General features: G+C 75.9%; 2 protein-coding genes. Both read left to right on the plus strand.

Annotated features, from left to right (window positions below):
* Positions 1–475, plus strand: a 475-nt coding sequence (locus tag ACIQOV_RS42755) for a hypothetical protein (protein WP_401056701.1), incomplete at its 5' end; no start/stop codon positions are given.
* A gap of 233 nt (positions 476–708) precedes the next feature.
* Complete coding sequence (locus ACIQOV_RS42760; RefSeq protein WP_401056703.1) at positions 709–951, plus strand: hypothetical protein; 243 nt, start codon at positions 709–711, stop codon at positions 949–951.
* Positions 952–1,034 lie beyond the last annotated feature (83 nt).

Here is a 1,034-nt window from a genome sequence, read left to right on the forward strand (position 1 = left end):
CCCCCTGGAGGCCTGGCCGGCCGCACCACCCACCAGAGAGAGGACCACGACCGTGGACCCCATGATGGCACTCTCCGTCGACACCGCGGAGACCACCAGCACCGCCGACTTCGACGACCTGTACGGCCGGTACTCCACCGCGCTGCTGGTGGCCGCCGCCGAGCAGCTCTCCGACATCAGCCCGGCCGCCACCGACCTCGACGAGGACCTCGCCGACGCCGTCTGGGACGACGTCGCCGCCGGCCACTACCCCGAGGACGCCCGCGGCCTGGACGGCCTGCTCATCCTGCTGCACGCCAAGGTCCGCCGGGTCCGCCAGCGCCCGGCCACGGCCGCCCACACGATCCGCCAGGTCGTCATCGACCTGGACGACCTCGCCGACACCGCGCCGGTCGCCACGATCCCGACCGCCCGGCCGCTCCCGACCACCGCCGGCGCCGTCGCCGCCCTCCGCGCGCTCCCCCTCGCCGGGTAGCGCCGTGGCCTCCGACGCCCTGCTCAAGCTGCTCGCCGCGAAGGCCGCCGCTGCTGCCGCCAAGGCCGCCGCGCGTGCCGCCGCCGAAGCCCTCAAGGCCGTGACCACCGGAGGAAACACGTGACGATCACCCACCTCGCCGTCTCCCGCTCCTACGGCGGCAGCAACGGCCAGGGCACGCCCGCTCCCAACCCGAACCCGCCGATCACCTCCAAGAAGGGCAGGGCCAGCCGGTGAGCAGCACGCGCGTCCCGAGCTCCACGTACGACCTGGACCTGATGCTGCGGATTTCGGCGCAGGCCACGGCCCGGACGGTCCACCGCCGGCCGGACCAGGCCGCCCCGGCCCGGCCGACGCAGCCGGTGCCCGAGCAGCCGGCCATCGACGGCGCGCTCCTGGAGCAGCGGCACTTCCTGCGCGAGGCCGCCCACCCCGACCAGGTCGAGGCGCTGCGCCGCCTGGCCGCCCTGGCCTGACCGCGTCGGTTGGTTGTCGTTCGCCGCCGCGCCCCACCCCGCATCGCCGGGGGTCGGGGCGCGGCGGTGTTCGACGGTGCCCG

Origin of the sequence: Kitasatospora sp. NPDC091257, assembly GCF_044757675.1 — a bacterium.
GTDB lineage: Bacteria > Actinomycetota > Actinomycetes > Streptomycetales > Streptomycetaceae > Kitasatospora > Kitasatospora lactacystinica.